We start from the raw sequence: 23,759 nt of genomic DNA, 5'->3' as shown, positions 1-23,759 counted from the left end.
CAATTCTAAAAATTGTTTATTTAGGCATCATGAATTACGAACGCGACGATAGGCAAATGAAAGTTCGTAATTGGCAAAGTATAATTCAGCAACTCGAAATTCTATTTGATATAGATTTGCAACCAGAATAAATACAAACACTTAATTTATTGTTCAATCTTGACCAAGAGTCAAAGATTTGCGCGTTTAAATAATGATAAAAACGGAAAATTGCGAAAGCGTTTCCGTTTTTTAGTATACTTTTAATAACACGATGTCAATGGTTTCAAAGAAATCTAGACATTAACACACTTAAATCATTACTTCCCGAAACGCACCTACCCATGCGATAGTTAGCATTCTTTTTTTCAAAATAATCAAAAACCAGGATAGCTTAAGATAACTTTTTTCCTTTAAATTTTTTAAGGCTAGAAAAGAGCTAATAAATAATCATTTTTACCATCATTGTCCCATTTTCCTAATTGATTATCTCAAGGTTTCAAACCATTTGTTTTTTAAATAAATATAAAATATATAGTGTAAATAGAATGAGAAAGTACCATTTTTGTATATCTCTTCTTGTCAAATTTCAGAAGGACATATTCATGCCCAAATTTAAGCAGACGAAAAAACATCCGAAAAAATATTGGTGATTAAGCTTTAGTGGATTATCGGCTTTAGCTTTTGTTGTTTCAGCATGCGCATCTACTTCAACTTCTTCTGAATTACAACCATCGCCAATTCAATCTGAATCAAACGACAACGTAAATTCTAAACCAAATACTGATTCAACGAAACAACCAGTAAAACCAGACCCAGTTGAACCAGCTGGTCCCACTCAACCAACAACTCCCTCTGATCCAGAAAATCCACCCAAGCAGCCAGAAAAACCCGGTGCGGGTGAACAATCACCCAAAGAACCTAGTAATCCTAATCCTGAAAAACCAGATCCTAAGTCTGAAGAGAAGACTGTGGTTTTTCCTGAACAATTAGCTTTAACTGTTAACAGTCAAGACCCTAGTGTTCTTCCTAGCTCAATCATTGGAACAAACTACAGCCAATATGTTGAAATAAACTATCAGACACAAGAGTTTAAACCTATCAATGTTCAAATTTCTAATCAAGACGACAATACAGGTAATTGAACCTTAACGTTTAATTTACAAGATATTGCATCTAAAAAGATCTCGTCAACTACCTACCGTTTCAACTTTTCGGATTTTTTAACAACGCAAGCATATTTAAATCAAATTAATAATTTGGACTTTAATGCTGCTGATACGACAACCCGTCCAGATCAAGTAACTAATGATAACTTTTTACAAAAAGTAACAATTGACAACTTACCAGAAGGTGTCACATTTCATATAGTAACGGACAGTCTTAATCCAGATCAGAAAACAGGGATTCTCAAATTCAAATATACGCTTGAAAAGCAGGGCGAGACTTCAGTACAAAAAGATGGCTCAGTAAATAATTTAAAGGCCCTAAGTCCCTTCAATCCGATTATTAATTTTAACCAAGACAGTATTTCAAAACTAATTGCTGATCGTGAATTTGCTAGTGAAGTCAGACCAAGTGATTTAGAAGATACTTTAACATATACTGAAACTACTAATCCTAAACCCCCTGCTGATGAACAAGTTAATCAGATTATTTATTCTGATTTAACATTTAATAATGCGAAGCGATCAATTACATTTAAATATAAATTGCGAAACAGTTTTAATGCAGAAACTAACCTTCAAACAAAAACAATTACCGGATTTAAAAATGTACTACCTTTCTTGCAAAAAATTACTGTTACTCCAGCAATTACTGAGTTGGGAAGCGAAACATATATTCCCGAAAATCAATCCTTTATTTCACCAAGCAATTCACACCTATATTTTGACCTAGCAGGATCTGATCCACGGATTAGAGTTTCGTTTTTAGGAATTAACCAAACTTCAAATTATTCAAAAAACGGAGAAGTTAGCATCACGGCCAACATTTCCTTGCAAAGCGACACTTCCAGAGACTTTGTCCGTCGAACAATGTCAAAGATTTTACTTACTGGTTTCAACCCATCCAGTGACACCCCAAACCCAACAATTTCGTTTACAAATACAATTGCTGAAAACAATGTTCGACCAGCTAATAACATGTTCCCTTATTTCCAAGTGGGACAATCACCAACGGCACAAGGCCATTTAACAACTAATGTTGATTTAAAAAATAATGCCCAAGACAAAAAAGCCTTTGATTTTATGGCTAATCGGGTTGTTGCTTTGCATGTTAATTTTGATGCAAATAAACAACTTGGTATTCAAGGAGAACCAAACATTCAATCTGTGGGAGGAACTGGTTGATTAATTGGTAAAGCATCCAGTACTGATGATCCTTATGACCCGAATTTCTATTCTTATTATGTTGGTACAAACTTACACGTTTATACAGCATTCTTACAACGCCAGCTTGATCAAAGCATTATTGATTATAGTTGAAGTGCTAATAAGCAATACAATCATCCTGAACAATTCATGTTGCAACGTAACCCCCAAGGCCAATGGGATGATACCCAAACTGCTTTAACTCGATCTGACTATGCTAAAGGTGATATTGATTATGTTTATTCAGCTACAAATTTAACAGCTAAAGTTGATCATTGAACTAAAAACCAAGCAGGCGAAATCACGAATGATTCAAATGTAACTGATAATGTGACAATCAATATCAATAACCAACCGACAAGTGTCAAACTAGCAATTGATTTTGCTGTGATGAAAGTTAACTTCTTATCACCAGAACTAAAAGCAAGTTTAAAGCAAGCAAAAGATGCTAAGATACCAGTAGCAACGTGAGCACAGCAACTCGTTTCTAAATCACAAGCAACAAGTGGGCACAATGAAAATCAAATTCGTACGTGGAATGCTGCTTTCATCCAGCACTTGACTACAAACACATTAGCTAACTTCCCAGATTTACAATTTGCTAAGACAACTTATAATCCAACTGACGGATTTGATCACACCTCTACTGATTTACAATTGTTAGGTTATACAGCAGGTTATCCTGCTTCTTTAGGTGATGACAATGGAACAGCTAAAGAAGAGTTGTATATTGGTCAAAACCGGGGTCAAATTGGTAGCGGATTTATGTTTACTAAAGTCAACAAGATCGACCAAATGTTACAACACGGTACCTTAACAGATTCAGTTGTTAATGGAAACATTCGACGGGATACCACTCAACCTTTAGATTTCTATCCGAATGGTGCTAATTCCAAACCGGGTGATATATCTACTCATGTCCAAAACATTAGTGTAACTAAATCCGTTCAATACTTAAATGTTAGTGGTGGATCTTCCGGCAGTCCGTTCTTATCTACTAATAATCCAGATGTAGTTTTAGGAATCTACCGCGGGGTTTATAGTGATACACCAAACCCCCAAGCGCAAAACTTCTTCGGACAAATTGTCCAATTACGGGTTAACGGTTATTATGATGTTATTGGCGGAGCAACCCCAATGGCGAACACGCCAGCCAATAATACTTTGTATAGCGCATTAGAAAAATTGCATAATGAACATCCAGAAGAATACCGGATCTTGAATTTGAAATAGATAAACGAACAAAAATTTGAGTAAAAACTCTCATCATAATTAGAAGATATTATACTTACTATTAGAGTGGTTTAAATATCTATTCGATAAAAATACGGATTATTCGATACATTCTGATAAAGAAATATGAATTATTCGATATATTATGATAAAAAATGTCGATTATTCGATAAAATCTGATAAAATAATCGTTGATTCGATAATATTTGATAATGTTAAAGTTTTTACGTTTTCATTTAGAAATTATCGAAAGATTTTTTGTTTTAGATAATCCAATTAATATTGCTAATTTAATTTTAGTTAAAACGACGTCAGGAGATTAACCTATGCCTAACTTGGATAGAGTGAAAATTACTTTAAAAATTTTAATGGATATTTCTGAAATTGAATTTTTTAGAGGAAAATGACAATCCGGTGTTAATCTTCCTTCAGAGATTGTTTTGAATCAGTTAATAAGATTTGCAACTATTGAGTCAATTGGATCATCAAATCGAATCGAAGGAAATGTTTTATCAGATGAGCAGGTTGATGAGATATTTGATCAAATAGAAATTAACTCATTTAGAAATCGAGATGAACAAGAAGTTGCAGGATACGCAAACATCATAAAGAAGATTTATGATTCTTATGAAGATACTCCATTTTCTGAAAATTTTATTAAATCATTTCATAAAGAATTGATGATCTTCTCTGATAAAGACCAATATCACAAAGGCAATTATAAAACAGTGTCTAACCACGTTGTTTCCACTAAAGATGGTGAAATTCAGGGAATAATTTTTCAAACAGCTACTCCTTTTGATACACCTTTTATGATGGAAAAACTAGTTCAATGAACTAATGAAAATTTAGAAAAAAAAGTCCACCCACTAATAATCATTGGAATATTTATCGTCCATTTTTTAGCAATCCATCCTTTTGCGGATGGTAATGGGAGACTCTCACGTCTGTTAACAACTTTTTTAATGCTTAAGTGCGGTTACTCATATGTCAAGTGTTCGTCGCTTGAGAGTATTATTGAAGCTAATAAAATTGAATTTTATAAGTCAATACGAGCAACCCAAATGTCAATTTGAAACGAAGCCGAAGTCAACTATGAACCTTGGTTATCTTTCTTTATTAATTGTCTCGTAATTCAAAAAAGAAGATTAGAGCAAAAATTAAAAAATTTACCAAAACAAGACGACGCTATGAAATTAACCGAAAAAGCATCACACATTCTAAGCCTTTTTAAACCTAAAGTTTCTCTCTCAGTTAAGCAGATACTAGAACTGCAAACCCTTCAGATAAAATACGATGCACTTAGGAAAATTTTAAGTAATCTCGTAAAACATGGTTATATATTGAAAAAAGGAACAACAAAAAGTACAAAATATTCACTTAAATCATAGGAATTATTGACAACACTTAGCTGCTTTTTATTTATTTGCTGAATGAAAATAATCTACCATTCAAAATTGTCCAAACATCTAAACAGAAACTAAAAGCTGTTTCTTCGTTCTAGCTCTTATTTTGGGAAGACCTGACACATAAAAGTTCACTGCGTTGTTACATCAAAAGTTGTTTAATAATGTAAAATTCTTGGAATGATTAAATCTTTATTGAAATGAATAATTATTAAATGAAAAAAACAGATATCAATCCTTTTATCGTAAAAACTAAACCGCCGGTTAATCCTACTCGTAAAATTGTTTCTAATAGCAACAATATTTTTCAAGTTAAGATTGCTCATAGAAACAACGAAATTAATCGCCTCAAAAAGATCCGCCGAAAACGGATTATTATTTCTGCTGTTGCAAGTGCAATCTCAGCAGCGGCTGTTATCATAATTGTACCTTCAGCTGTTTTAACTACTCGCACAAACGCTACAGATATTAAAACCGCAGACCACCCAACAACCCCAGTAAATAATCCAGGAGCTAATGAAAACCAAAATCCAACAAACATAAACCCAAATATGCCACCATCTGGTTCAATTCCGGCAACTAATCCTTCTCCTTCAAGTCCAGTTGGTTCATCTGAACCAACTGGCAATCAACCTGAACTAAATACTCAGGCAGAACTAAAACAAAAGCTTAATCAGTTCAATCTTGAGCAGCAAGACTTAGTATTTACTAACCAACCAATTAGTGATGCTAACTTTCAAGATGTTAATACTGATGTTAACAATATCAACTTAGCAAGTGATGTACTTACTAAGTTACAAACCCAAGGCTTGAACAATTTAAATTTAAAAATTTTAAATCATACATATGATCAAGCCAAAGGAACTATGAATTTGTCATATCAATTGAGTGATCAAAATCTTGTAAGTAGTCCCAAGCAATTGGTATTACATGAAGCAAGTGAATATAATGTTCTCAGATCAGTAGCCAAAACCAACATTGATTTGGTTCCTAAAAGCGCAGGTATTTCCCGCTTTCAATTAGCTTTGTTTTCAGCTAGTATTACTCCTAACAATTACCAAACATATTTCCAAATGGATGATGTTAACGGATATCCTTATGAGCTGGTTAACATTAGTGTTAATCCTGAAAATATTAATCAATCGATCTTAACTTTTAATTTATTTTCGAAAGATAAAAAATATCACATTAAGATGGTTCGGACTTTTAATGCGCTTGGAACGAATGATTTAAACACATTAATTAATCAAATTAAAACAAATGTTGATAATGTTGATCCAAAAGATGAGGCTGGCAAAGGTAAACTAGAAACCTTATTTGATTTTCCTTCTAATTTACGCGATACGAATAACATTAGTCAGTTTAATGACCCCGCATTTTTAAATAACTTTGTTTCTAAATACAACCATTATTTCAGTTTTAAAATTAACCATATCGCTGGGTCAGATGCAATTGTTGATATTTATTTAAAAAACAATGAAAATCCTATCAAGGTTTCTAGTGTAAATGTTCCCCTTCAGAACTGAACCCAACAGTATGATAATAACATCGCAGTTGGTGTTCAACAAGCTGCAATTGATTCAATTAAAAATTTAGCAACTACGCCAAAACAATTCTTCACAGCCAACGGTCAACGATACACAAAAATATTTGTGGGCCAATCAAGAATGACTCGAATGCAATTGTTATTTGTTAATGCCATTGAAAAAGCAGCTAATAGTATTGACTTTAAAGGGACTGCGACAGATAGCACAGATCCAAATATGTTTAACAAGTACGAACGGCTTTGAAATTCTTTTGAAGGACCAAATTTTCAAAGCGCTCGGGCATGATTTAATTCCAATAATTATTCTGATCCTTCCTGATTGAAAATGAATCAAGCTAGTTGAAACCAAATCCGGTCAATTGCCCTTTCAGATATTTTGAATATTGACCAAACTCGTAGCAACGGTGTTGTTCAACGTGATGCGAATGGAAACTTGGTAATTAATAACATTACAACTGCTGACCGCGATCAACAATTAGTAGTTGCTTTAAATGCCGTTAATAAAACCACTAACGTTATTGTTCCCCTTAATGTGACTCTCAATTTTAATTCCCAAGCAATTAGTGATGCTGAAGCAACTTTAATTAAAAATATTCAAGCCCGACCATTAACTTACATTCGTCCTAAAAACAACGCTAATATGAACGCAATCATGGCAAGTGCAGTAAATTTGAATGCTGACTTTGAGCCCATTCAAGTTCCTGGATATACGCTGACTTTAAAACCATTTAATAACCCTAACCAATCTGTTCCATACGACGATTTAAATGGCGCATATCACTTTGCAATTGAACTTACACGGACTGGTGAAAATACCCCAATTGCGACCGTTATACAAACTAACGGGAATGGTTTGAATATTCCAAACTTTGTTAAACAACAAGATCCAATTGATGATGGTTCATTTAATGATGCTTATTTTACAACACCAAATTCAGCCGATATTCAAAACCAAGCTAATCAAATTAATGGTAGTGATTTTGCTTTGATTACAACCAATGGTTTTTCTTATTTAGAACCAAAGGCAATGACCAACCAAAACATTAAATATTTCTTACGTTTCACTGGTGCAACTCCACCAGCTCCAACCGAAAGTGAAGGCGATAAAAATAAATTTGGTTTAGATAATCCTGTTGCTGACAAAGATGCTGGAATATCTGGTCATGAAACTAGTGGGACAATAACAGTCCCACCTGGGCAAATTTCTAATGATCCAAGTTCACCTGTTAACATTAATTCACTAAGAAGCAATTATTTCTTTGCTTATTATGATGTAAAAGCACTTAATGATAAAACCGTTACCTTTAAAATTGGTTTTATTAATAAACGAAATCCGGCTATCCGTGGCCATAGCAAGACAGTTACTTTAACTAATTTAGGAAATAAACTAGCCGATAGTAAATATCTGTGACAAGATTTAAACAACATCCGTCGTCAGGATTTATTTGTTGATACTAGTAATATTAGTGGCATCAGTGGTGTCACCCCACAACAGTTTATGAGTTTTATTAATTCAAAAACACCAACTGTAATTGACCCAAATGAAGCCATTCGTGTTAAATGATCAGATAAATTTATGTACCAAAAATACCAAAGTAAACGTTTCATTAATGAATTTAAAATTGCTGAAGCAGCACAGCCTGACAATGCCAATGGAACGCTTTTTGTGCGTTTTAAATATACTAATGAAAACAACCAAACACAAACTTCTAATACCTGAATTCAAATTGCTGGTTTCAAAAAAACTGCTGGAACAACAGGACTTGATCAAGCCACGGCCTTTAATAATTTGACCAACACAAGTTTAGATGTCAATAATTCAAATTTATTTAGCAATCAAAATATGGCTAGTGTTCAATTTGATAATCTTAATGTCACCCGCTTGCGTAAATTAGAATTAGCTAAAAAAGATGCTACTTGACAAATTGATCAAGACCGTACGAGTGCGACATTTACGCTTGATAAAAAATATTACGACCCGTTATTAAATAATTCTAATCAACCCACAATTGGTGATCCAATCATTAACTTGAAATTTACGGGTGGTGTCAATAACACTCATGATCGGGCTTTTGATTTTTTTAGTAATCGTCCAATCCAAATTAGTTTGAATTACAACCAACTTAAACAAGCGCAAAATCAAACTATGGTGTTTCATAAAACTGCAGTAGGTAATACTTTATTAAATAATGCTCCTGCTCCAACTATTAATTACACTATTACAACAACATTAACAGCTAGCGGGCTGAATGTTAAATTAGTATTAGATAATCCAACTTTTAAAATTACAGACAATTACTTACAAGATGTCAACACCAATGTTGTTGCCACACCACAAAACCAGTTTGGTGTACTACATAACAACACCGCTTTTTATTTAGACTACGTTGTTAGTAATGTTGCAGTTAGATATACTAATCAAGTTGCTAATGAAAATTTCATTAACTACCGATCGAATCTATTTGATTACAATCACGTAACGTTTACCCAATTAAATGAACCAATTATTTTAAAGGGACAACCTGATAATGTTGATCCATTTATCTTTAACCCAAACCAAAATTTAGACTACAAATGAACCCAAGGTTATAAAATGAACTTGGAATATGTAAGTGATACAGCAAACTACCCGGGTTTTGATGATGTTAAAGCTCGTACTTTTGCGGGTAGTTATGGATCATTAAGTATGTTGCGAAAACTTACTGACGATCCAAACGATTACCGTTATTTTATGGTAACTAATAATCACGTTTATGATCACCCACGTAACATCTTTGATCCTACTCCCGTGAATAATCCCAACCAAAATTTTGGGATTACCAAGCATAGTAATGACTTTAGTAACATGTACTACAATGGTTTCAGTTACTGGGGTGGTAAAAACGTGGTCGCTGTTGATTCCAAAGAATTTTGGGATGGCAAAGACCAAACAAGTAAAGATGGTAAGGGCAAAACATCAGTCGATTATGCAATTGCGGTTGTCGATATTAAAAGCGCTTTGCAAAGCGCTTTAGATAATGGCCAATATGATATGTACAATTGGTTAAGTAATTGGAAAAACTTAAAACCGTTAAATATATCTTATGATAATCAAAACTGAAGTCCATTCCAAAATGGCGTAACTTATGATTACTCATTCAGTGGTTTCCCATATGGAAATCAAGCTTCATATTTATACCGTCGTTTAGATGGTAGTATCAGTGATAATAATTATGTCTTTAGAGGCGATGGAATTAATCCAATTTATCACGATGCTGGAAACTCTGGAACCGGTGTCATTAGCAACGATGGTCAATACGTTGCGGCTATTAATTCAGGTGTTCCAAGAGCATTATTAGTCGCTTGAAAATTAGATCGTAGTGGTTTTGATTTTTGGGGTGGAAACGCTGATGGAATTAGCGTTTTAGATAAACAAAATCCAGCCAGTTTTACTGCAACATACTTACGAGCCAATGCATATGATCCTGTTGCTTACCCTTTATTTGCAACAATCAAATAAATTAATAAATTCAATTGAAGTCAAATCAAACTTAACAAACACCAAATTTTGACATGCTTATATTTTAAGCTGTTTAAATTAATCTAGTGAATCTACTATCCTGAATTAAATAAATTTTAACTAGTTTAGTATTTACGTTTTTTATGAAATAAAAAAGGTAACTTATACAAATAAAAAAATCTTAATAGACTAAAGCCTACTAAGATTTAAAAATGTTTGAAACGTAATTATTTTACGCTTGTGATTTAGGTCTTTTAACAGGTGTTGCTTTTGTCAAAGTCAAAGTTTCAATTTCGGAAAATAAAGTATTATCGTTTTCAATTAACTTCAATAAATTTTCTCTACCTTGACACAATTTATTAGAGTTAAAACTATATCAAGATCCGGCTTTTTCAATAATTCCATATTGCACTGCAAAGTCAATTATTTCAGCACGGTAATTAACACCTTTATTAAAGTAGATTTCAATATACGCAACTCCAAGCGGTGGAGCCACTTTATTTTTTACTACAGTAACTTTGGATTTAATTCCAACGTGTTGATTTTCATCACGTAATAATTCCGAGCGTCTTACCTCCAAGCGTACCGAACTATAAAATAATAAGGCCCGCCCACCTGGGGTTGTTTCGGGATTACCAAACATAATCCCGATTTTCTCGCGAATTTGATTAATGAAAACAATACAAGTGTTGGAATTTGCCATAAATGATTGCAACCGGCGTAATCCTTTTGACATCATTCTAGCGTGTAGCCCTACAACCTGGTCTTCCATTGTTCCTTCAAGCTCGGCTTTAGGGACTAAAGCGGCTACAGAATCCACTACTATTAAATCAATCATATTTGTTTTTACAAGAGCTTCAATTACCGAAAAGGCTTGCTCGCCATGCTGGGGATGAGCTACTAATAGCGTTTGTAAATCAATTCCAAGGTTTTTAGCATAACTTGGATCTAAAGCGTGTTCAGCATCAATATAAGCGGCTTTACCGCCAGATTTTTGGCATTGAGCAATAGTTTGTAAAGCAAGAGTTGTTTTTCCAGAAGATTCATTTCCATAAATCTCAATTATTCGGCCTTGTGGTAATCCACCAATTCCAAGCACCTTATCAAGTTTTAAACTTCCTGTTGAAATTGCAGGAAATTTATTTTCGGCATTGCTATTAAAGAAGTTTAAACTTTCTTTACCATAACGCTTTTGGATTTCAGCAACTGCTTGCTCATATATTTTGTCGTCTTTAAGCATAACTTTTTTGTCCTCCATTAAATAGAATGTCGAAAAACCTCAAAATTTAAGAAAAAATTTTCAAATATTTTTTATTTTCGGTCAAAATGATTGTGTTAAAGAATCAAAAAAAAGTAATTAAAGACCTAAAAAATTTGAATAATAATACTTACTAATTATAATTAATAAAGATCAAACAAAGCGTTTCAAACATCGTTTGAATCATCACTCTCAAATATCTAACAATTAGAAAATACGATTATTAAAATTATGAATACACTAAAAGTCTACACAAGTGCAGTTCAACAACTCAATCGCCTAGAAGCTTTTTACCAATTGAAGATGAACACAGTACAAAAAAATAAAATTGAACTTTATTTAAATTCTTACGGCTACGAAAGAGTTGTATCAAGTGCTAAACCATTAATTTTTGACTATGAAAAAAATATTTTTAAACCAGAATTTAATGGTCAAGACCTTTGTAAAATATTTGATATCGATCGAAATATTAGTTCAACAATATCACGCTATTTGCTAAAGTCTGCTGAGATTCAATTCAATACTTTAGTGGCAAATCAAATTGCTCAATTATTATTTGAAGCAAATATTGAAACTCATGGTCTTATTGGCGCAGTTAAAGATAAAGATTTAGAAAAGATATTTGATCAACACAAAAAAGTCTATAAAGTTTTCAAAAAGCAAAAAAATAACAAAAATCTAATTATTCCTGCCATCTGACAATTAAAAAGAGATTTAATATCTCGTCCTGTTTCTAAAGAAAAATACAATAAAACGATTGAAGAATACAAAAAGGAAATAACTAAATGTCCAGAAATTGCAACAATCATTAACGACTATATTAACAAACGCCCAAACGATGAAGCGGTCGAAAATTGTTGATTGCCAATTTGGATATTAGCTACTAACTGAACATTTGATCGCACAATAGCAATCTATCACTGCTTATCACCAAAAGTGCAATACCAAATCGCTAAAAAGTTTATTAGTAATCCCAAATGATTAATTGATAATGACTTTGATAATACTTTTAATAATAGTTTTGATCTTTTTTTAGATTGAATGAAAACGGTTCGAAACATTATTGCACACAACGATCAAATATATAATTTTTCATACAATTTACAAGAAGTTCAAAACGATGTTTTAAAACTAGAAAAAACCAGAGACTTCTTATCTCAGGTTGTTAAAATTGAACCAAAAAGTGGCTTTAAATATGGGTTAATATCTTTTGTTAAATTTTTAGAAGGCTGTTTAAACATCCCTCCAAAACAAATAGTTAAAGAAATTAAGCAATTATTTCAGAAAGAAACGATCTCAGAACGATTGAAACTACTAATGCAAGACACAATAAATTGGTAAAATATCAGTACTAAAAATTTAATAAGAGGGCATTAGTATAAGTTCATATCAACACACATGGCTCCAAAAGCAATTATTTAAAGAAGGTTACTCAATTGACTATTTTTATATTGCGCAAGACAATTGATTTAAGCAAAAATTTGGAGCCCAACTAGAACAGATTGGAAAAACTTTATATGACGAGCAACAAGCGTCATTAAAACGTTGGACAAACCTATTAACAGAGATTGAATTTTTGTCTTGAATTGGCTTTTTTAAAAAAATTCAAAATAATGAAATAAAAGTTAATCCAAAAATCGTTGCTGCATGCAAGTTTTATCCTGTCGAAGAATTAAAAAAAACAAAATCCGAAATGGATTTATTGCAAAAACAAATAGATGATATTTTGATTCAGCAGCAAAGACCTCATAAAAATAGCTCACAGACCAAATTAGATTTAGAACATAATTTAATTGATTTAAATCTTCAATTGAAAAATGCAAAATCAACTTACGAATCTAAAATTAAATATAATGCAAATAAGTACGAAAAATTACTTCAATTTTTAAGAAAAAAAATTCAAACTTTTAGACGTGTTAAATCTGATATACTGGATTTAAAATACGAAGAAAAAGAAAAAGCCGTTTACCAAAACATCAGTGGTTTTCAAAAATCTTATTTAGAGCATTATGCTTATTATCTAAATTTATGAGAAAATAAGACGCAAGTAATTTCTCAATATGGAGACATTGTCTACAAGTTAGATAGCGGTAGCTCCCAAACAATTATTATTAATCTTTGATTTAATAACTTAGTATATGGGACTTGTTTGTTTGATCCTAAAGCCTTACTTAAGAATCAAAACGCCGTGACTTTAATATCCAAAGTCAATGAACAAAAAATTACCGAAGAATTTAAAAAAGTCAGTTTACAAATTGCCAACTGAATTTTAAATGAATGCAAAAATTTAAGTTAAAAATATCTAGGAGATAAAGTTATGTTAAAAAGTATGATCGCATCCATCGTTGCCAAAAAAATGCGCCGGCGATTGGATTTACAAACTATTCAAAAAGACGATATCGCAGATGTTTTAAAAGAAATCAGAATTGCTTTATTAGATGCTGACGTAAATTTACAAGTTGTCAAAAAATTCATTGAAGACATTGAACAAAAAGCAGTTGGTCAAATGGTCAATGTCGGTCAAGATCCCCAACAAATCTTTTTAACAATCATTAAAGATGAATTAATTAACATTTTAGGACGTAAAACCCAAGGGATTAATTACGCTCTTAAACCTTTAAAAATAATGCTGGTCGGATTGCAAGGTTCAGGTAAAACTACTTCAATCGGAAAACTTGCCACGCTTTTAAAAACCAAGCACGAAAAGAATCCATTAATGGTTGCTTTGGATGTCTACCGTCCTGCAGCTATTGAACAATTAAGAACCTTATCTCAAGAAGTTAAGTGTAACTTCTATGAAAAAGGAACCCAAGCTCCAGCAACTACGGCAATTGAGGCTTTAGAGTTAGCTGAAACCCAAAATAATGATGCAATTTTATTTGATACTGCTGGACGTTTGCAAACAAACCAAGAATTAATGGATGAATTAGTCAGTATTAAAAAAGCAGTTCATCCTGATGAAATCATCATGGTAGTTGACGGATTATCTGGTCAAGAAATCATTAATGTTGCAACCGAATTTCACCGGGTTCTTAAGTTAACGGGAATTGTTATCACGAAATTAGATTCTGATGCACGTGCAGGGGCTGCATTGTCATTAACTAGTTTATTAGATGTTCCAATTAAATTTACAGGAATTGGTGAACGTTTAGGATCATTAGACCTGTTCTATCCAGAACGGATGGCAGACCGGATTTTGGGCTTAGGTGATGTGATGACCCTAGCTGAAAAAGCGGCTGATACAGTTGATGAAAAAGACGCCATGAAAACAATGCAAAAAATGCTTTCAGGACGAATGGATTTAGACGATTTAATGAAACAAATGAGTGCAATGTCAAAAATGGGTTCACTTGGTTCGATTATGAAGATGGTTCCTGGTGCAGGTAAAATTAGTGACGACAAAATTGAAGAAGTTGAACAAAAACTCGGTATTTGGAAAATCATGATGTCTTCAATGACTTTAAAAGAAAGAAGACAACCAAAATTATTACAACGTGATTCAAGTCGTAAAGTTCGAATCATCAAAGGTTCTGGCCGAAAACCAGATGAATTAAATAAACTTCTCAAAGAATGAGACACAGCTTCAAAGAAAATGGAACAAATGGGAAAAATGCTTCAAAAAGGACGCAATCCATTCTTAGATTTAATGAAGGGTGGGGGCGGATTTAACTTCTAAATCTAAAACTTAACTAAAAAGACACCGTTACAATCTATCTTAAATTAAGATTAGACTGAAATGGTGTTTTTTAGTTCGTATATTGAATGATAAGATCAAGATTACTAAAATCTAAAATAATGTTTTACTAAGAAGTAGCCGCTCCTATTACTGTAATCGCAATTCCCGCAAATGGGTTTGCAGCAGAAACAGGATTACCTTGCAAATTATAAACGGTTCCATCACCGCTAACTAAAACTAAACTAAAAGTTAAGGTCCCATTAGCATCACTAGGCGATATGTTGTTTGCGTGCAATTTAAACCCAAGATTTGTAATTTGTCCAAATAGAGGAGCTAAACCAAAATTTGCAAGTACAGAATTTTTAAGCGTGTTAAGCATTGTAGCAGAATCTGATGCAGCATTAGCTGTTGTTAATTCCGCTGCAAGTTGGGATGCAGTTTTAGTTGATGAAGCACTATTAACGGTGAAGTTTCCTCTAATACTGTCTTGAAGGTCTATATATTGTTGAGCAACCAAGGACGGTAATGTTCGATAACCTCCAAAATTAACGATTTCTCCAGCGCTTTCAGCAGTGCCTACTGTTCCGTTAGCATTATAGAAAACCGTTGGCTGTTTAGAAGGATCAGTCAAAATAATTTTAACTGGTAAAAATCCTTCAATGATATTTGCAGGTTGAATTTGAAATTGCAAAACAAAACCTACCAGGTCTGCACCCGGAGCAACAAGTTTAGCAGAATTAGCATCTAAAAGATTGTTTATTGAATCAATCGTTGAAGCGTTTGTAATTGAAGATCGATCTGATAAATTAGCACCTTCGCCAGCAGCCAAATCGCGAACGATAAAACGTTGTGCCCGCAAATTTTGATAATAATTTGCAGCGCTTTGTTCTGTTGGACTAAGAACAATCGGTGGTTGAGGTGGTGACGAAGGAGTTTCTGGTTGAACTGGTTTTTCTTCTTTAACTATTAATGCTGTATTCGGGTCAAATTTAGAATCTAAAACCATTACAACTGGAACAATTAATCCAATTAATCCTAAGGTCGTTCAAGTTCCAATCCAAGCCTTAATGTTAAAACGATTTTTCATTTTATTTTCCTAATAAATATAAGAATGACATCACATGAATTGTGATTATTGGTCTGACTAATGATTCAAAGTAAAACCTATTATAGAACTATATGTAAATAAAAATTCATAAAAAAAACAATAACTAAAAAAACCGATTACCCTAAATCGGCCTTTTTAATTAAATAACTTATCAAAAAATAAAAAAGAATAGTATTTTAATTGCCTAATTTGGCTTTCAGTTTAAGCCAGCGGTCACGAACAACATAAGCATTATGTTTGGGTTTACGGTCACGAGTGAACATCCCTTTTTTATTTCCCCCAACACGCATAATTCCAGATACAGTCATAAAGTCTGCAAAGTTTCACATTTGTTCTCCAACAACTTCTGGATGACGATCAAAAACCTTATGAAACATACTTAGCATATCTGCTTGGTATTCTTCACTTCAAGGTTGATGATAAAAATCATGAAGACCTGCTAAAGTATCTGGCCCGTATTCAGTAAAGATAATCGGTAATCCAGGGTGTTTTTTAATTCAGTGTTTAATTTCTTGTTCAAGACTTCGTTCAGCGGCTGCTAAATCTCCAGTTTGAAAATATCATCCGTTATAACGATTAAGCATTATTAAGTCAAAAAATCCCGTAATCTTGTCAAGTTCAGGAGGAGCTAGCATTACATTAACAAAACCAACCGGACGAGTTGGATCAGCTTTTTTAGCTAATTTTGCTAGTGGTTCAAAGTACTTGGCAGCACCTTCAGTATGTGATTCTGGCTCATTGGCAATTGATCAAATAATAACACTTGGGTGATTTTTATCGCGAGCAATTAAATCTAAAATGTGTTGCTTATGAACATCTTGCGTTTTTTGGTTAATTGTTTTTTCACTAAAAGTTTCAAACTTTTTGCCAAGCCCAAAAGCTCCACCATCGACCCCCATATTCATTCCCACAGCTGCAGTTTCGTCAATAACCATAAAGCCTTGTTCATCAGCATAATCCAAGACTTCTTCAGCATACGGATAATGACTTGTCCGGAAGGAGTTTGCGCCTTGTCATTTCATAATTTCAAAATCATGAACCAACATTACTGGATCGTGTTGCTTACCACGAATTAGATTATCTTCGTGGCGTCCGTAACCCCGTAAATATACTGGTTTGTTATTTATTAATAGTTGGCTATCTTTAATAGTTACTGTTCGAATACCAACACGAACTGGATACACATCATCTCCAACCCGAATTTTCAAAGTATACAAGTATGCAGCGCCAGGTTGTCAAAAATGAGCATTATTGATTTTTATTTTCCCGTTAGCACCAGCAGCCTTTAATAATTCCTTACCATCTTGATTATACAAGTGGACGTGAACTTCTTTTTTAAAGCCACCAACTAAAACTTGATAATTAATAAATCCTGTTTTGTCTTCGATGTCGGTAACAATTCGAACATCTTTCACATAAGTGAGCGGTCTTGTATAGATTGCAACTGACCGATGAATTCCAGCATAATTGAAAAAATCATGTCAGAATTTCATTTTAGTTCTTCCTAGTTCATCAGTTGTGACGTTTCCTGGAGGAATTGTTTGAAAACTTAAACGATTATCACACAAAACAGTAATGACAAATGATTTCTTATCATTAATAAGATCACTAATATCAGCTTCGAATGGTAAATATCCACCAGTATGTTCAGCAACTTTAACACCGTTAACTCAAACCATGGCAGCATGAGTCACTGATCCAAAACGTAAAATATAACGTTGATTTGAACAGTCCACTGGTAACACTACGGTTTTTTGATATCACACATAACCAACATGCTCTCGGATATTATTGTCTAGAGTAATTTCATTATATGATGCAGGGACTGGCATCTTAATGGGATTTTTAAGTTTTTTCAAAAATCATTCTTGTTTTAATCCAACATTTTCATAATCAACAACAAAATCCCATAAACCATCTAAATTAGTCACTTGGCGGGATGCGGTTTGACGAACTGCTAGCATCTTGTTTATCTTCCTTTATTAATCTTTATTTTACTTCGATTGAAATATTCAATCACAAGTAAAACTGCCATTAAATTATAGATAAACTAATTAAAGTTAGATGTTAATATCGTGCAAAATAAAAAAATGATGCAAAAAACTAGACGATTTTTTGAACCCCATGAACGATATCGTTGATGTTCAAATTATAAGTTTTAAAAGTGTATAAATAATAGGGTATTAAAGCGGAAGTATTGATTATAAATAAAACAACGATAGGTCACAAAACACCCAATGCTTGAAAACTGATTTGGGCAACCGAAAATAAAATAGATAAATTAATAATCAAATTAATTAAAGTACTAAAAATAAATAGATAAACAACGATTACTAAATAATTATTAATCAAGACAATACGTGCAAAACCTTTGGCAATTAAAAAGTTTCTTAAAGCATGATGTTTCTGATATCTTCTTGCAAACAAAAAGACATAAAAACCGCTTGCAGCAATTTGGACTAATAATGAAACAGCTCGTAAAAAAGCATTCAAATCAAAATTAGCAAAATGTAAGGAAAAAGTTTCATTAAAGTCAAAAGAATTTAGAAAACCTGCAATTGTCATAAAAGCTGCAGTTAAAATAAACCAAAAAACATAATAAAGTTTTTCAAGGTTAAATCCAATTAGCAATGAGCGAAGCATATTTCTAATTATTAAAGATGTCCAATTGTGGATTTTTTGTGATTCATTTTTAATACTGTAAATCATATCTGCAGCAAAAAAATTGCGTTCATCTGATAAATTAACAATATGACTTTGTAGCAAATTGTCAGTGTTGTTAATATATGCTATCCCAACAACGTTATTGTCAAGAAACAGTTTTTCAAAATATTCTAAAAAATCTTTTCCAAAAAATTCATTTTCAATAATTGATGATAAATTCAGATGAACAAAACGGGGATTTTTTCACAATAGTTTTGCGCCTAAAACTTGATACTGTTGTTGAGTAGATAAATCAGTGAACAAACGATCACGGTATGAACTTAAATCAAACTGCGAAAGTATTGTTTCAAGTTGATCTTTAATTTTGGAGCGCGAAAAATTATTTATTAACAAATCATCCCGAATAATATGACTAACACTTAAATGGTGCATCCGTTCTAATTCATATAAAGAAAAAACGCTACATTTGTGGTTTAAAATCTCGCTTCGCTTAAGTTCGGATAATTCCCAAAATATTTCTTCGTCATAGACAAAATTACCAGTTATTGGCGCCTTGATTCCACAAGCAGCATCAAATAACTGGTTAATTCGATCAATATTTTGGTCACTAATAAGATGTAAACCAGAGTTTTTAAACTCAACTCACAATCCATTTTTTAAAGGGTCTTGGATAGCTTGGGTTAAGCAACCTTCAATCCGGAAAACGGCCATGTTTTTATTTATGAGGTCCTTCGCGTAGTTTAAGTAATTCAAAAGCAAGTAAGCGTTCAACTTTGATTTTTTCTTTCAAATCTTGAAGCGCTGCCAACCGTGCTTCTAATTCCCGTTTTTCATTTTCGGTTGCAACTACATCCACATCTTTAGCATAAACAAAATCTAAGCAAAAGATTTTGGCTTCAGTTCGTGTAGCATAAACAGTACCTTGATCTAAAATGGCTGGCTCTCGTTCCCCATCAGGATGAGTTATATAAATCACATTTGGTTTAACGTTTGCAACAAAAGGAGCATTATTTGCCATTAATGCAATATAGCCTTCAGGGGCTTTGACTTCCATCATTCGAACTTCCTCGTCAAATTTTACTCCACGAGGCGTTAAGATTTTTACCTTGTAATTATTTCCGGCCATAGCATCACACCTTTCTTTTGAAAATTAAAGTAACAACTATAAGTGTTTGGCTTTTTCAACTGCTTCATCAATTGAACCAACGTAGAAGAATGCAGCTTCTGGTAAGTCGTCGTGTTTTCCTGAAAGAATTTCTTGGAAGCCACGAATGGTTTCAACTAACGGAACATATTTCCCTTTGTTACCAGAGAATTTTTCAGCAACGAAGAATGGTTGACTCAAGTAGTTGCGGATTTTTCTTGCACGAGCAACTGTAATTTTGTCTTCTTCAGATAATTCATCAATTCCTAAGATGGCAATAATATCTTGCAATTCAGCGAATTTTTGTAAGATCTTTTGAACATCTCGAGCTACTTTATAGTGAGTTAAACCAACAACATTCGGGTCAAGTAAACGACTTGTTGAATCAAGCGGGTTAATAGCCGGGAAAATCCCTAACGAAGCAATGTTCCGGTCCAAAACGGTTTTTGCATCCAAGTGACTGAAAGTTGTCGCAGGAGCAGGGTCTGTTAAGTCATCGGCTGGCACATAAATTGCTTGAACCGAAGTAATTGAACCACTCTTTGTAGAAGTAATCCGTTCTTGTAAAACACCCATTTCATAAGCCAATGTAGGTTGATAACCAACCGCTGATGGCATCCGACCTAACAACGCTGACACTTCACTACCAGCTTGGGTAAATCTGAAGATGTTATCAATGAATAACAAAACGTCTTGGTTATTATAATCCCGGAAGTATTCAGCCATAGTCAACGCAGTTAAAGCCACCCGCATCCGAGCGCCTGGAGGTTCATTCATTTGACCAAACACTAATGCGGTTTTATCAATAACACCACCTTCAATCATTTCGTAATAAAGGTCATTCCCTTCGCGAGTCCGTTCACCAACACCAGCAAATACTGATAAACCACCATGACCAGTTGCAATGTTATGAATTAATTCTTGAACTAATACGGTTTTACCAACACCAGCTCCACCAAACAACCCGATCTTACCACCTTTAGCATAAGGGATTAATAAGTCAATGACTTTAATTCCTGTTTCAAAGATTTCAAGACTGTTTGATTGTTCTTCAAAAGTAGGTGAAGTTCGGTGAATCGGCATCCGTTTTACAGTTGCCGGTAATGGTGCTTGACCATCAATGGCATCACCAACAACATTAAACATCCGACCTAAAACGTCGTTTCCAACTGGAACTGAAATTGGACCTTTGGTACTGACAACTTCTGTCCCGCGAGCTAAACCATCAGTTGCTCCCATGGCAATACAACGTACAACATCGTCACCAACTAATTGGGAAACTTCAAGATAAAGTTCTTTTCCATTAATTTTAGTAATCAATGCATCGTTAATTTCAGGCATTTGGTTTTCCGTGCTAAAAATAACGTCAACAACGGGACCAATTACTTGATACACTTTTCCGATAATTTGAGGCATTCTTTCTTCTCCTTTTATTGCTCACTACCAGCAACAATTTCTGTAATTTCTTGCGTGATGGAAGCTTGGCGTAACTGGTTGAAATCTAATAAATAATTATTAAACAAATCGGTTGCATTGTTTGTTGCAGTTTCCATTGCGTTTTGACGGCTGGCATATTCAGACACTTTTGACTCAATCATTGATCCATATAAAACAGCTTGCAAAAATTGGGGTGTTAAACCAGCTAAAACTTCACGTTTGTCTGGTTCAAAATCAAAGTCTGCCATACTTTCAGTTTTTTTAGAATCATTTTTAAATAAACTTGTATCAATTGGTAAAACTTGGATTGATTTTGCTTCTTGTACTAGGGTATTGACAAAGTGGGAATAAACAATTACCACTTTCCCATATTTGCCGGCTTCGTAATCTGCAAAAATATCATTACCAATTTTAAGACTGATACCAAAATTAATGTCGTTATCTTGTAAATCTTTCGGAGCCACTAAAGCATCTTCAAGACCTTTAGTTTTTCAGTAACCAATACTTTTTTTACCTAACGGCATAATTTTGTCATTCTTTTTGTACATGGAATACAAAAGCTTATTCATCCCAATGTTATAAGCTCCACATAACCCTAACGAAGAACTTAAGATTACAAATAAAGTTGGCGCATTTTCGTCTACTTTTTTTTGGGCAATGCTGCCACAGCTACCAATAATTTTTCCAATTACATCATAAAATTCATGATAGAACTCGTTAACTTCGGTAAATAAATTACGAAACTTACGAAGCTTTGCAGCAGCTACCATCCGCATCGCTTTAGTAATCTTTGCGGTTATGGTAATGCTATCCATTTTACGACGTAATTCTTGCATTGACGCCATTATTTAGTTCCGCCTTGTGCTTCTGCTTTCATGGGTTTGTCGTCAAGTTCAGTGCAATCACCAAACTTGCTTGCGTCGTAATTAGGGATCGTTACAATAAATTCTTTTACTAGCGCATTAAATTGGGTTCTGAAGGCTTCAATCAATTCCTTGCTAAAGGCTTTTTCTGCTGCTAGTTTATTGTATAAATCTCCGTTTAAAAATTTATCAATGATAAATGATTTAAAGCGTTGAATTTCTTCGACCGGAATTCATTTGATAAAACGTTCTTTAATACTAAACAATAAAATTGATTCAAGAATTTGATCAATTGGTTTGGCGTTTGGTTGTTTCAACATTTCCATAACCCGTTTACCGTGGTCCAGAATTTTTTTAGTTTCAGCATCCAAGTCACTACCAAACTGACTAAAAGCATCAAGTTCACGATATTGGGCAAGTTCTAGTTTTAAACTACCAGACATTTGTTTGACAGCTTTAATTTGTGCTGCTGATCCGACCCGACTAACTGACAACCCAACGTGAATCGCTGGACGTTGACCTGAATTGAATAAATTGGTTACCATGAACAATTGTCCATCTGTAATTGAAATTACATTAGTTGGAATATATGCTGAAATATCTCCAGCTTGGGTTTCAATAATTGGTAACGCAGTAATTGAACCACCACCAGCGGCTTCGTTTAATCTTCCGGCCCGTTCCAACAATCGTGAGTGTAAATAGAAAACATCACCAGGGTAAGCTTCCCGACCTGGAGGACGACGTAATAATAATGATAACGTCCGGTAAGCAACCGCGTGTTTGGACAAATCATCATAAACAATTAAAACATTCTTGCCTTGATGCATCCAGTGTTCAGCAATAGTTACACCAGTGAATGGAGCAATGTATGATAACGCGGCAATTTCACTAGCTGTAGATGAAACAATACATGTATATTTCATCGCATCAGCTCGTTCTAATTGGGCAACAATTTGCGCAATGGACGAATTCTTTTGCCCGATGGCAACATACATACAATAAACATCTTTCCCTTTTTGGTTAATGATGGCATCAATTCCGATTGTGGTTTTTCCAGTTTGACGGTCACCAATGATCAATTCCCGTTGACCCTTACCAATTGGTAACATTGAATCAATTGCTAAGATCCCAGTTTCAAGTGGTTCACTAACTGATTTTCTAGCCATAACCCCAGGCGCTACTTGTTCAATCGGCGCATAGGTTACATCTTTAAGTTCGCCTTTACCATCAATTGGCATTCCAATCCCATTAACGACCCGGCCTAATAAAGCGTCACCAACTGGAGCTTGCACAATTCTTCCAGTTCGTTTAACTAACGAACCTTCGCGTAAGTTAAAATAATTTCCCAACATAACGACACCAACGTTATTAACTTCAAGGTTTAAAGCCATTCCGTACGCGCCGTTTTCAAATTCCACAAGTTCGTTTAAAACAACTTCATCAAGGCCACTAACTTTTACGATCCCGTCACCTACTGTGATAACATGACCCTTTTCGTTAGTTACAATCTTGTCAGAGTATTTTTTTACCTGATCCTTGATAATTGAAGCGAACTCGCTTAGATTAATTGCCAT

The 23,759-nt window shown here is 33.8% G+C and carries 14 protein-coding genes; 6 read left to right on the top strand and 8 right to left on the bottom strand.

What is annotated here, in order from left to right:
* The first annotated feature begins 584 nt into the window (after positions 1-584).
* From T384_RS0103255 to T384_RS0103240, 3 genes are all read left to right on the top strand, one after another.
* Positions 585-3,584: a DUF31 family putative serine protease gene (locus T384_RS0103255; protein WP_027119828.1), complete on the top strand. Its 3,000-nt coding sequence runs from the start codon at positions 585-587 to the stop codon at positions 3,582-3,584.
* A 326-nt stretch (positions 3,585-3,910) separates the two neighbouring features.
* Complete coding sequence (locus T384_RS0103245) at positions 3,911-4,975, top strand: Fic family protein (protein ID WP_027119827.1); 1,065 nt, start codon at positions 3,911-3,913, stop codon at positions 4,973-4,975.
* A gap of 230 nt (positions 4,976-5,205) precedes the next feature.
* On the top strand, positions 5,206-10,035 hold the full coding sequence (locus T384_RS0103240) for an MGA_1079 family surface serine endopeptidase (RefSeq protein WP_027119826.1): 4,830 nt from the start codon (positions 5,206-5,208) through the stop codon (positions 10,033-10,035).
* Between the two features lie 232 nt (positions 10,036-10,267).
* Here the strand turns inward: T384_RS0103240 and recA are convergent, their stop codons facing one another.
* Positions 10,268-11,275 carry a recombinase RecA gene (gene recA, locus T384_RS06355; protein ID WP_156933125.1) on the bottom strand — a complete coding sequence of 336 codons (1,008 nt, stop codon included), beginning with the start codon at positions 11,273-11,275 and terminating at the stop codon, positions 10,268-10,270.
* A gap of 249 nt (positions 11,276-11,524) precedes the next feature.
* Here recA and T384_RS0103230 point away from each other — a divergent pair, with 249 nt between their 5' ends.
* From T384_RS0103230 to ffh, 3 genes are all read left to right on the top strand, one after another.
* Entirely contained in the window at positions 11,525-12,634 is a 1,110-nt protein-coding gene (locus T384_RS0103230) for an Abi family protein (protein WP_027119825.1), read from the top strand.
* 235 nt (positions 12,635-12,869) lie between these two features.
* The gene (locus T384_RS0103225) at positions 12,870-13,589 is read left to right on the top strand and encodes a hypothetical protein (RefSeq protein ID WP_027119824.1); all 720 of its coding nucleotides are present in this window, start codon (positions 12,870-12,872) and stop codon (positions 13,587-13,589) included.
* Positions 13,590-13,610: 21 nt separating this feature from the next.
* A complete protein-coding gene (gene ffh, locus T384_RS0103220; RefSeq protein WP_027119823.1) occupies positions 13,611-14,969 on the top strand; it encodes a signal recognition particle protein in 1,359 nt (452 codons plus the stop codon).
* Between the two features lie 127 nt (positions 14,970-15,096).
* On the opposite strand, the gene T384_RS0103215 is transcribed toward ffh, so the two are convergent.
* The 7 genes from T384_RS0103215 to atpA form a co-directional block, all read right to left on the bottom strand.
* Entirely contained in the window at positions 15,097-16,056 is a 960-nt protein-coding gene (locus T384_RS0103215; RefSeq protein WP_027119822.1) for a hypothetical protein, read from the bottom strand.
* Between the two features lie 197 nt (positions 16,057-16,253).
* Positions 16,254-18,041, bottom strand: coding sequence for a beta-glucuronidase (uidA, locus tag T384_RS0103210; protein ID WP_027119821.1), 1,788 nt, complete (start codon positions 18,039-18,041; stop codon positions 16,254-16,256).
* A 139-nt stretch (positions 18,042-18,180) separates the two neighbouring features.
* Positions 18,181-19,452, bottom strand: a complete 1,272-nt coding sequence (locus T384_RS0103205) for a hypothetical protein (RefSeq protein ID WP_027119820.1) — start codon at positions 19,450-19,452, stop codon at positions 18,181-18,183.
* Between the two features lie 4 nt (positions 19,453-19,456).
* Positions 19,457-19,867, bottom strand: coding sequence for a hypothetical protein (gene atpC / locus T384_RS0103200; protein WP_027119819.1), 411 nt, complete (start codon positions 19,865-19,867; stop codon positions 19,457-19,459).
* Between the two features lie 36 nt (positions 19,868-19,903).
* Positions 19,904-21,301, bottom strand: coding sequence for a F0F1 ATP synthase subunit beta (atpD, locus tag T384_RS0103195; RefSeq protein ID WP_027119818.1), 1,398 nt, complete (start codon positions 21,299-21,301; stop codon positions 19,904-19,906).
* 14 nt (positions 21,302-21,315) lie between these two features.
* Entirely contained in the window at positions 21,316-22,167 is an 852-nt protein-coding gene (gene atpG, locus T384_RS0103190) for an ATP synthase F1 subunit gamma (RefSeq protein ID WP_027119817.1), read from the bottom strand.
* On the bottom strand, positions 22,167-23,759 hold the full coding sequence (gene atpA, locus T384_RS06350; protein ID WP_052663481.1) for a F0F1 ATP synthase subunit alpha: 1,593 nt from the start codon (positions 23,757-23,759) through the stop codon (positions 22,167-22,169). The genes atpG and atpA overlap by 1 nt, the downstream gene beginning before the upstream one ends.

Source organism: Mycoplasma testudinis ATCC 43263 (assembly GCF_000687795.1).
Taxonomy (GTDB): domain Bacteria; phylum Bacillota_I; class Bacilli_A; order Mycoplasmatales; family Mycoplasmoidaceae; genus Mycoplasmoides; species Mycoplasmoides testudinis.
This window is presented reverse-complemented; position numbering and strand designations above follow the sequence as displayed.